The 10,200-nt window shown below is 34.5% G+C and carries 8 protein-coding genes; all 8 read right to left on the minus strand.

What is annotated here, in order from left to right:
• The coding region (locus Q0992_RS15075) for a DNA gyrase/topoisomerase IV subunit A (protein WP_299526300.1) at positions 1 to 1,843 on the minus strand (1,843 nt) is incomplete at its 3' end.
• Positions 1,844 to 2,317 carry a hypothetical protein gene (locus tag Q0992_RS15080; RefSeq protein ID WP_299526302.1) on the minus strand — a complete coding sequence of 158 codons (474 nt, stop codon included), beginning with the start codon at positions 2,315 to 2,317 and terminating at the stop codon, positions 1,844 to 1,846.
• Entirely contained in the window at positions 2,314 to 4,173 is a 1,860-nt protein-coding gene (locus Q0992_RS15085) for a DNA topoisomerase IV subunit B (protein WP_299526304.1), read from the minus strand. Before Q0992_RS15085 ends, Q0992_RS15080 begins: the two co-directional genes overlap by 4 nt.
• A gap of 326 nt (positions 4,174 to 4,499) precedes the next feature.
• The gene (gene ychF, locus Q0992_RS15090) at positions 4,500 to 5,594 is read right to left on the minus strand and encodes a redox-regulated ATPase YchF (protein ID WP_299526306.1); all 1,095 of its coding nucleotides are present in this window, start codon (positions 5,592 to 5,594) and stop codon (positions 4,500 to 4,502) included.
• An 873-nt stretch (positions 5,595 to 6,467) separates the two neighbouring features.
• Positions 6,468 to 7,523 carry a T9SS type A sorting domain-containing protein gene (locus Q0992_RS15095; protein ID WP_299526308.1) on the minus strand — a complete coding sequence of 352 codons (1,056 nt, stop codon included), beginning with the start codon at positions 7,521 to 7,523 and terminating at the stop codon, positions 6,468 to 6,470.
• Positions 7,524 to 7,699: 176 nt separating this feature from the next.
• Positions 7,700 to 8,155: a hypothetical protein gene (locus Q0992_RS15100; protein ID WP_299526310.1), complete on the minus strand. Its 456-nt coding sequence runs from the start codon at positions 8,153 to 8,155 to the stop codon at positions 7,700 to 7,702.
• Between the two features lie 64 nt (positions 8,156 to 8,219).
• The gene (locus Q0992_RS15105) at positions 8,220 to 8,786 is read right to left on the minus strand and encodes a Crp/Fnr family transcriptional regulator (protein ID WP_299526312.1); all 567 of its coding nucleotides are present in this window, start codon (positions 8,784 to 8,786) and stop codon (positions 8,220 to 8,222) included.
• Positions 8,787 to 8,943: 157 nt separating this feature from the next.
• Positions 8,944 to 9,957, minus strand: a complete 1,014-nt coding sequence (locus tag Q0992_RS15110; protein WP_299526314.1) for a hypothetical protein — start codon at positions 9,955 to 9,957, stop codon at positions 8,944 to 8,946.
• Positions 9,958 to 10,200: the final 243 nt, after the last annotated feature.

A 10,200-nucleotide genomic window follows, 5' to 3' on the forward strand; every position in this document is an offset into this window, starting at 1 on the left:
CCGTTACGACCTCAGCTTCACCATTAGGATTTGCAGAAAAATACCAAACCAATGAACTTTTATTGCCGTTGGTTAAATCATATTCTCGGTCTCTTGTAATACTTGTTACTGCAAAGCGCTTTACATAAGAAGGACCTCCTCGACCATCACGATAAATCATATTGTAAATAGTGCGCTTGTCTTTTTTCTTAAATACAGCTACGTGAATGATATTCTTTCCAACAAAAGTCTTTGAATCGACTTTGGTCACCATCATCTTTCCTTCTTTGGTAAATACGATAATGTCGTCAATATCACTACAGTCACAGACATATTCGTCACGCCTCAATGATGTACCAACAAAACCCTCCTCTCTATTGACATAGAGTTTTGTGTTTCTTATTACAACCTTTGTTGCATCTACATCATCAAAGACGCGTAATTCGGTCTTACGATCCTTGCCCTCTCCATAATCCTTTTTAAGTCTTTCAAAATAGGATACGGCATACTCGATAAGGTTAGCCAAATTGTGCTTCACTTCTGCAATTTGATCTTCTAAGGCATCAATCTTCTGTTGTGCCTTATCAATATCGAATTTAGAAATACGCTTGATCCTAATTTCCGTTAAGCGTACAATATCATCTTCAGTCACCTCGCGTTTTAAATGCTGCACATGTGGTTGAAGTCCTTTATCTATGGCACTTATGACGCCTTCCCATGTTTCCTCTTCTTCAATATCGCGATAGATTCTGTTTTCGATAAAAATTCGTTCCAACGAAGCGAAATGCCATTGCTCTTCATATTCGCCTAATTTAATTTCAAGTTCTTGCTTTAAAAGCTGAACGGTATTGTCGGTAGAACGACGTAACATTTCCGAAACACCTACAAAGAATGGTTTATTCTCTTCAATAACGCATCCTAAAGGTGATATTGAGGTTTCGCAGTTAGTAAAGGCATAAAGTGCATCAATCGTTTTGTCTGGCGACAATCCAGAAGGTAAATGAATCAAGATTTCTACTTCCGCAGCGGTGTTATCCTCAATACGCTTAATCTTTATTTTGCCTTTATCATTGGCTTTTAAGATAGAATCAATTAACGATGACGTCGTAGTTCCAAATGGAATTTCTGTTATCGCTAAAGTGTTTTTATTAATCTGGGAAATTTTGGCTCTTACCCTAACCTTACCACCACGCATGCCATCATTATAGTTAGAAATGTCCGCAATTCCTGCAGTTGGAAAATCGGGTAACAGTGTAAAGCGTTTACCTTTTAAGTGTTTTATTGAAGCATCAATAAGCTCTAAGAAATTATGCGGCAATATTTTGGTTGATAATCCGACCGCAATACCTTCTCCTCCCTGTGCCAAAAGTAAAGGAAACATAACTGGTAAGTTAACCGGCTCTTTACGCCTTCCATCATAAGAGGCTTGCCATTCCGTTATTTTTGGGTTATATACGACATCTAAGGCAAATTTAGATAAACGCGCTTCTATATAACGAGAGGCTGCTGCTCTATCACCTGTGAGTATATTTCCCCAATTTCCTTGGGTATCTATGAGCAAATCCTTTTGCCCAATTTGCACCATAGCATCTGCAATACTGGCATCGCCATGTGGATGGTACTGCATGGTATGACCCACAATGTTAGCGACTTTGTTGTAACGGCCATCGTCCAAGTCTTTCATGGAATGCATGATACGTCGTTGCACGGGTTTAAAACCATCCTCTATAGCAGGTACTGCACGTTCTAGGATTACATAAGAGGCGTAATCCAAAAACCAGTCCTTATACATACCAGTAACCTTGGTAATCGTTTCTTGGTTACCACTGTCTTCATTTAACAATTCGTCATGTTCTTCTGTCATCTATCCTTGTTTAAGCTTTCTATTTGCTTTTACGGTTTTACTTAGCGATTGCTTTACATACTTCAATTTTCTTGGCTTTAAAAGCGTTACATTAAAACGCTCTTTTACTTTACTTCCGTTATAAGTTTTGTACAGAATCACCAAAGACTTATAAAGGAGATAATTATGTATCTTAAATCCAAGAAGTTCATGTCTTTCTATCTCAACCTTTTTCTCTCTATAATTAATATATTCTGCAAGAATTAGGCCTCTGTTAAGTATGATGATTTTAGCACCATCACTATTATATTCAAAATAACCTGCAACTGAATGAAACAATACCAATATTACGAAAAGCCCCAGAATGATGATGAATGTACTATCGGCAAAAAACTCTAAGGATTTAAATACGGTAATCATTAATATCCCAAGAACTATCAAGATAAAGTAAATGGAAACAACCGTATTCTTTACTTCCCGATTGTCAGTTCTCATAAAGTATCTTCAACAATATCAAGTTCAACTTTAAGGTTTTCAATAATAAATTCTTGCCGTGATGGCGTATTTTTACCCATGTAGAAAGACAACAGCTCTTCAATAGACATGTCCTTATCTAACATTACAGGGTCCAAACGTATATCATCTCCAATAAAATGTTTGAATTCGTCTGGAGATATCTCACCCAAACCTTTAAATCGTGTGATTTCTGGTTTTGGCTTTAATTTTTCAATGGCATTCTTGCGCTCTTCTTCCGAATAACAATAAATGGTCTCTTTTTTATTTCGTACTCTAAATAAAGGGGTTTGCAAAATGTACAGATGGCCTTCCTTAATGACTTCAGGAAAAAACTGTAAGAAGAACGTAATCAATAACAAACGAATATGCATACCATCGACATCGGCATCTGTGGCGATAACGATATTGTTGTATCTTAAGTCTTCTATGGATTCTTCAATGTTCAATGCGGCCTGCAATAGATTGAACTCTTCATTTTCATATACGATTTTTTTGCTTAATCCATAGGAATTCAATGGTTTTCCTTTAAGGCTAAACACTGCTTGAGTGTTAACGTCTCGAGACTTTGTGATACTACCAGAAGCCGAATCACCCTCTGTAATAAACAAGGTGGTTTCTAAACTGCGTTCGCTCTTTGTGTCACCAAAGTGAATACGGCAATCCCTTAATTTTTTATTGTGCAAACTCGCTTTCTTAGCGCGTTCCTTGGCTAATTTTCTTATGCCTGATAATTCTTTACGTTCGCGCTCCGCTTGGAGAATCTTACGCTGAATTTTCTCTGCTGTATCAAGATGTTTATGTAGATAGTTATCTAAATTGCGTTTTACAAAATCATTGATATAGGTTCTCACCGTAGGTAAATCGCCTCCCATATCGGTCGACCCTAATTTGGTTTTGGTCTGACTCTCAAAGACAGGCTCCATAACCTTTATGGCTATGGCTGAAACTACCGATTTTCTTATATCAGAAGCATCGTAAGTCTTGCCATAAAACTCTCTTATCGTTTTAACCAAAGCTTCTCTAAAAGCTGCTAAGTGTGTTCCGCCTTGGGTTGTATTCTGACCATTGACAAAGGAATGGTATTCTTCACTGTATTGCGTTTTACTATGCGTAACAGCAACTTCTATATCATTACCTCTTAAATGGATTATTGGATACAATAAATCACTTTCATTAATATTTTCGGACAGTAGGTCTTTCAGCCCATTTTCACTAAAGTATTTTTCGCCATTAAAAACTATGGTTAATCCCGGGTTGAGATACACATAGTTCTTCAGCATTTTCACAACATACTCATTGCGGTACTTATAGTTCTTAAAAATGCTATCATCTGGAACAAAAGTGACCTTAGTTCCTTTTCTGCGTGAGGTGTCCTCTAAAAATTCCTCATCTCTTAATTCACCTAATTCAAATTCAGCCGAAGCTGATTTACCATCTCGTGTAGATTCTACCCTAAAATATGTAGATAAGGCATTCACGGCTTTGGTACCAACACCATTGAGACCTACTGACTTTTTGAAGGCCTTGGTATCGTACTTTCCACCCGTGTTCATCTTGGAAACTACATCTACGACTTTACCGAGGGGAATACCACGACCGTAATCGCGCACAATAACACGCTCACCTTGTATTGAGATTTCTATGGTCTTACCAGCTCCCATAACGAATTCATCGATAGAATTATCGAGGACTTCCTTTAGGAGAATATAGATACCATCATCTGGAGAGGAGCCATCACCTAACTTTCCGATATACATACCAGGTCGCATTCGGATGTGCTCTTTCCAATCGAGCGAACGTATGTTTTCTTCAGTGTAGTTAGCCTGTTGTGCCATAAAAATTAACAAAAGTAGATGAAAGGCTAATATAATATTATACGTTAAAAAATGAAATATGGTTGGATTAAAGTAATTAACAATAAAAAGCCAATGTTGTTGAGAACATTGGCTTTTAAAAACTATCAATGAGCAATAGTCTGATTTTTTGATTGATGATTGTTATATTTCAACTAGGAAAAGCATCTTATCATGTTTTATCCTATTGAGTTGTTACAAATTTAATGACTAATAGTAGGATAAATAGTTAACGAGAGTTAACTAGTGTTAACTGAATCGTTTGAGAATATATTTCTTGAAACACTTAGAAATAGCTCGACAAAGCTCTACACATTAAATAAGAAATGCATCACATCACCATCCTTAACGATGTAGTTCTTACCTTCAACACGCATTTTACCGGCTTCCTTAACTTTGGCTTCACTGCCATAAGACACATAATCATTATAGGCAATGACCTCGGCTCTGATAAAGCCTTTTTCAAAATCAGTATGAATCACTCCTGCTGCTTGTGGTGCTGTGGCACCAATCGTTACGGTCCAAGCACGTACCTCTTTTGGCCCTGCTGTAAAATAAGTTTGCTGCTTTAATAGTTTATAAGCGGCTCTTATCAGTTTTGCCGAACCAGGTTCATCCAATCCAATATCTTCTAAGAACATCTGACGTTCTTCGTAATCTTCGAGTTCATTAATATCAGCCTCAGTACCTACAGCCAAAACCAAGACTTCCGCATTTTCATTCTTAACCGCTTCTCTCACCAGCTCCACATAGGCATTACCTGTTGTTGCGGAACCTTCATCAACATTACAAACATACATCACCGACTTATCCGTTATAAACTGTAAGGGTTTTACATATTCTACATAATCCTCATCTGAAAATTCTAAGGCTCTGACTGAGATACCAGACTCCAAACCTTCTTTTATCTTAAGTAATACCGCTTCTTCGGCTTGTGCTTCTTTATTTCCGGTTTTTGCGGCCCGTTTTACTTTATCTAATTTCTTCTCCGTCGTTTCCAAGTCCTTAAGCTGTAACTCCATATCAATAGTTTCCTTATCCCTTATAGGATCTACAGAGCCATCCACATGAACGATATTGTCATTATCAAAACAACGCAACACATGCAGAATCGCATCTGTTTCCCTAATATTGGCTAAGAATTGATTTCCTAAACCTTCCCCTTTACTAGCGCCTTTTACCAAACCTGCAATATCCACGATTTCTACCGTTGCTGGAATCACTTTTTCCGGACTCACCAATTCCTCTAATTTTGCCAATCTTTGGTCTGGCACATTGACCACACCAATATTAGGTTCTATAGTACAGAACGGAAAGTTAGCACTCTGTGCTTTGGCGTTAGATAAACAATTGAATAAGGTTGATTTTCCTACGTTTGGTAATCCTACAATTCCAGCTTTCATGTAAAGTTAATTTTGCGAGTGCAAATGTAGTTAATTAGTGGAATAGTTGCGATTAAAAGTCGTTGTGAGTCTAAAAATTATATTTATCTTTTAGTCCATGGCATTTGTCATAATCCATGGCAATGAATTATAGCCGTAGTTACCTACTGTTTTTGTTTATTTTATTCGGATATTTAAAGTTCGACCAAAACCATTTAGGCTCATCATCAAGTTTAAAAGTCAAATAATCTTTATGATAGTTCTTTTGATTTTTAAATATTATTAGACCTTTCTCATATATGCCATATCTACCATAGTCAAAAGTTTTAAATACGATATTTTTTATTTCGGCTTTAGAATAGTGCGCCTTAAAATTCGGTCGCAGAAGATATTCTATCGTTAAATCAAAGTTGTCACCTATCAAATGTCGGACAATTATTTTCCTCCCTATTACTATAAAATTTAAAACTCCTAAAAGCAGACTGAATATAAAACTAGAGGTTTTTCCAAATCCAAAAACAAAATGACTGAATACAAAAATTACGATAAACAAAAATACCGACATGATTAAAGTCCAAATTATATTCTTGTATTTCGTTTTATGAATAAGCCTCATTCAAATTGCAGGTAACGGTAACGGCTATGATTTAGTTTATGTTATTTTTTAAGAGTTCGTGAATCTCATAAATTCGATTTACTTGGTCAGTTCAATGCTTTCAGCGCCTGATGTCATTGCTGAAAGATAGTAAATTGTATTAACACAATAGCATCGGACTGGAGTTAGCAAACAATAAATTTAGCAAAAGGCTTTAAATCCCGATTAACGAATTGCTTCACCAACTCAAAGTACTCATGCTAACCGTAATTATCCATACAGTGTTGGCCCAAAGACATCTAATTTTTTATGAAACTAAGTACTACATCATTTTCAAATTTTAGGAAATACATTCCATTTGTGAATGATTTTATATCAATATTATTATTTATTGAAATCACCCCATTTGCTATTTGTTCTCCCAATACATTATAAATAGCGTATTTCATATCTGATGTAATACCATAAACTCTAATTAGATCGTTTGAAGGGTTAGGAAATAGCTTTAACTCTTTTTTCGAATCAAATTCTTCAATAGAAAGTGCAGATTGAGGTAATTTTGAAACCTTAAATCCAGACCTAATTGCTATATATAATTCATTTTCTAAAAAAAGTAAACCAACTGGAGCACCAGGTGTAGAAATAACTTCTGTAGGTGATGGATTTGGACTTGTAATATCAATTTTTGAAACTTTAAGGTCACCCGATTCTGAATAATACAAATCATCCCCAATTATCTCTATGCCAGAAACTAAATTCAAACCAGTAAGAACATCTTCTTCACTTGGCGTAGAATCAGTAAGATTGATTTTAGAAATTTTCCCAACGCCGTTATCGGAAAAATAAAGGTAATTACCACTAATAGCAAAACTATCTATAACCCTGTTTGGACCACTTATTATTTCAGTAACAGAAGGAGAAGAAGAGGAGATGTCTACTTTAGATATTTTACCCCCAACAACCTCAGAGAAATATAATGTATTATCCGCTAAAAACAGTCCTACTGGTGAACTTAATCCCGTCAAAAAGTCAGAAGAGGTAGGGGTTGTAGCTGTCAAATCTATTTTAGATATTTTTCCGCTACCGTTTTCTACAATATACAAATCATTACCGTTTATAGCTATGCCATTTGGCTGGTTCAGTCCCACAATTACAAAAGTGCCTACAGGAACAGGTAAAGCATCTGTAATATCAACTTTAGTAATTCCTCCCACATCTAGAACTATATATAGATTGTTACCACTATTAGCCATCTTTATTGGTAAATTTAAGGAAGTAGCAACATCTATTAATTGTGCAGATAAAGGTTTAAATATCAAGATTGAAAATAATAGTACAATATGATGATGTTTCATGAAAATTTGGTTTTAATTTTTTTAATAGTTCTGGCTATCATTTCGGCGTGTAAAATATATAGGATTATTCCTCTATAAATTTTCGGTTTAATACAGGTCTTAAATATACAAAAAAGCCACAGACGAAGCACTAATTCCGCTATGGCTCATATATATCTTAGCCACTGGTTTTTTCCTTAAATAATTTGGATTGAGCTAAAATAAGTCCAAGTAATAAACAGAAATTGTAATGGAATTCTGAACCATAAATAGGAAAGGCCATTCCCATCAAATGTTCCCTTTTGATAATTTATATTATGAATTGAAGCATAAATGTTTGTTGGTAACATCAATAATAGGAAAATAATTAAAGTCCATCCACTAATCACTTTTAATTTTGGAATGAGTAAGCCAATTGCTATAAGAATTTCAAAAAGTCCCGTGAGATAAACAAGGCTTGTTCTGAATGGAATAAACTGTGGTACCATCATGGACATGCCTTTGGTAAATGCGAAATGTCCTATTGCCGTAAAACATAACATCATTGACATGGCTATTCTTGCGGATAAGGCAAAATTATAATCCTTATTAACCATTTTCACAGCAAAAGTAGCAATCACAAAGCTCGATAAAAGTATTACTAAAGGTTTCATATTGTCTTCTTTTAGTTCACTTACAAAGTTCATAAATGATTTTAGAGTTGACAATGAACCCAAGTTAAGTAATTCGTTTGCGTATCCTACTTAAGGCTTGAGGTGTAACACCAATATAAGATGCAATGTATTTTAATGGAATTTGTTTCAATAATTTTGGACGTTCCAAAAACAAGTCCAAATAACGTTCTTCTGCTGTTTTGTTCAGTAGGGAAATTTCTCTCTTCGACTTTATTAAAAACATATTCTCCGCCATCCTCCGCCCAATTAAATTTCCGCTTTCGGTTTCTTTATAAACCTCTTGAAGGTCTTTAAACGATATTCGCCACAATGTTGCGTTTGTTAGTGTTTCTATTTGATAATGGGAAGGAGTTTGGGTAATAAAAGAATCATAGGCAGTTACAAACTCGTTTTTAAATAGAAATCCAAAGGTTAGTTCACTATCTTCTTGTGGAATATAAAATCTCACTATCCCTTCAGATATAAAGGATAAGTAGTTCTCAATCTCCCCAATTTTTATCAGGGTTGAGTTTTTTTTAAATTCTTCCTTATGTAATTTCGAAGAAAAAAAGTCCCAATCAGAATCGCTCATTGGATAAATATTGTCAATGAACTTTTTAATTTCTTCCATTCTGTGGATTTTTTGTTTGTAGCCAAGGGGCTCGACTATGCTTAGTACGGAATTCCGTTACACTTTACTTTCCTTTTACCGATTAGTTTATTTAGTGTTCTTACTTTCATTTTAGCACCTCAGTCGGCATTATATATGCCATTGCTAGCTGTTAGGCTTATTCTATTCTTATTATTTCATTTTTGATTTTACCGCCTTTGTTTTTTATCGTCAAAACAATCTTTGGTTCATCAGGGATTTTTGTCAATCTTATAATTTCTCTATTGAGATACTTTTTATACTGAATTAATTTTTCGTCAATATTTTCATTGAATATGTCGTGCTCGTCTTTACTTTCTTTAAAATACTTTTCTTTGACTTCTAAAACTCCAAAGCCTTTTGAACTGTTTGCTATAAATAATTTATTGCCAAGGATAAGAATGTCATTAAAATTCAGTTTCTCCCAATAATCTGTTGAAATGGCAAAACTCTTTAACAAATTCAAGTCTGAATATAGGGTTATATGTTCACTATGAGTTCCCCAATTCAATGTTGTAGATAGTAATCCTAAATAGTTTTCAGTAATTCTAGCTTTATGTATGCTCTCATAACTACTGTTTGACTTGAGTTCTTTGAAATGAGAATACTCAAGTTTATCAGTAATATTTAGTTTGTAGTATAAAATGTATTTTGGTATTATAATGTTGTCTACTGCTATTAATAAACTATCATTTACCACCAAATCGTCTACTGCTTTACCATAGGACATTACTTCTTTTGGGATTTTTAACTGATACCATTTTTTATTTTTTAAATGGTATTGCACTAACAATTCCTGTCCCATTTCTCCACCTACAAAAAGGTTATGTTGATTAATTAATATGGTCTTGGGTTTAATATCAAAGGGAATTGAAAAATTTTCTTCTTTCGAAATGTGGATGTGAAAAAGTTGGATTTTATTATTCGTAGTATCCAAAACAACAACTCTTTCTCTTTGATCTGTTGCGATAATCGATTTCTTAGATACAGAAAATGTTTTCAATTCATTGATTCGGTCATTCTTGAATGAGTTTATTGAATACGTTTTTCTGTTTTTTTGCAATAGAAATAGATTTCCATTTTTCAATCCATTTTGTCCAAAAACAACTTGAAATGATAAAATTATTATTGAGATAAGGATTGTTTTTTTCATATCGTTTTTTTGCCTTGTAGATAACGGTCTCGTGTATGGCTTCCTTGCGGAAATCTGCTATATTCATGAATACCTTAATATAAAATAGATAAGTCATGAATAAAATCAGTTATGATTTTTCGCTGTAACCGAAAGATAGGGAATAAGATTGAATTTTCTCACGGAAATTCAGCCGCAATGAATTATAGCCATTGTTGTAGACAGTTATTTTTTTAATCGTTTTAATTCAGTCAGACGATTTTT

It is taken from the genome of Winogradskyella sp. (genome assembly GCF_028289625.1).
In the GTDB taxonomy this organism is placed as follows: domain Bacteria; phylum Bacteroidota; class Bacteroidia; order Flavobacteriales; family Flavobacteriaceae; genus Winogradskyella.

Bases quoted from the DNA above. Each gene is read 5' to 3' on its own strand.
- Q0992_RS15080 (WP_299526302.1), bottom strand. From the start codon at position 2,317: ATGAGAACTGACAATCGGGAAGTAAAGAATACGGTTGTTTCCATTTAC.
- ychF (WP_299526306.1), bottom strand. From the start codon at position 5,594: ATGAAAGCTGGAATTGTAGGATTACCAAACGTAGGAAAATCAACCTTA.
- Q0992_RS15085 (WP_299526304.1), bottom strand. From the start codon at position 4,173: ATGGCACAACAGGCTAACTACACTGAAGAAAACATACGTTCGCTCGAT.
- Q0992_RS15095 (WP_299526308.1), bottom strand. From the start codon at position 7,523: ATGAAACATCATCATATTGTACTATTATTTTCAATCTTGATATTTAAA.
- Q0992_RS15110 (WP_299526314.1), bottom strand. From the start codon at position 9,957: ATGAAAAAAACAATCCTTATCTCAATAATAATTTTATCATTTCAAGTT.
- Q0992_RS15100 (WP_299526310.1), bottom strand. From the start codon at position 8,155: ATGAAACCTTTAGTAATACTTTTATCGAGCTTTGTGATTGCTACTTTT.
- Q0992_RS15105 (WP_299526312.1), bottom strand. From the start codon at position 8,786: ATGGAAGAAATTAAAAAGTTCATTGACAATATTTATCCAATGAGCGAT.